This window comes from Novacetimonas cocois (genome assembly GCF_003311635.1).
GTDB lineage: Bacteria > Pseudomonadota > Alphaproteobacteria > Acetobacterales > Acetobacteraceae > Novacetimonas > Novacetimonas cocois.
In genome coordinates this window covers 1-807 of record NZ_QEXL01000069.1, presented here as the reverse complement: position 1 = coordinate 807, position 807 = coordinate 1, and the positions used below count along the sequence as shown (strand labels likewise).

The window sequence follows — 807 nt, the reverse complement described above, 5'->3', positions numbered from 1 at the left end:
TACAGGCTTTGAATCACATCCAGACGCTTCAAAAAAGCGTAATTCCCGACAGACCCTGAAATGAGTGATTCATTGGGCATAGGGTGTAGGAAACGATTTTTGAGACGCTGATGGCCGATCGGGAAACCGATATCTGATGCCCGATTTAATCATCATTCGCGAGCCGGTTGTTGAAGCTTTCGACAAATCCGTTCTACTGCGGCCTCCCCGATGACGGACTGTTAGCCCCTCCTCCTGATAAAGGCGGAACAGCTTCTTGTGATTGGGGAAGGCCTTTCCGCGCCAGAAGGTAGCTCAGGTGGTGATACCCAAAACGGCGCCGCTGGCCCGCCAGATCCCGTAAACGCTGCCGCAAGACGGCATCGTCAGACCGGGGGGAACAACCGCGCAACACGTCTGGCAAGACCAGTAAGGACGCATGTCCGGCGCCCACTCAGTGCCAGAGTGGCCTGGATATGTCGGGCCGCCTGCCGCGAAGCTGCAGGCGTCACCACTTTTTCCTACGATTTCCTTCAGTGCGGCATTATCCAGCATGGCATTCGCCAGAAGACGTTTCAGGCGGCTGTTTTCATCTTCCAGCGCCTTCAGTCGTTGGGCCTCGGACACCTCAAGACCTCTATAGCAGGTTTTCCATTTGTAAAAGGTCGCGTCGCTGATCCCGTGTTTTCGGCAAAGATCAGAGACCTTCAGCCCAGATTCCTGTTCCTTCAGGATCCCTATGATCTGCTCTTCCGTAAAGCGGCTGCGTTTCATCCGTAACCGGCCGTTTGAGGCCGCCTTATGATTGAGGATTGTGACTGGTAACTT

The 807-nt window shown here is 54.4% G+C and carries 1 pseudogene; it reads right to left on the bottom strand.

The annotated features are described in order from the left end of the window. Positions 1-192: 192 nt before the first annotated feature. Positions 193-753: pseudogene (locus NJLHNGOC_RS15540) on the bottom strand (transposase); the annotation flags it as partial. Positions 754-807: the final 54 nt, after the last annotated feature.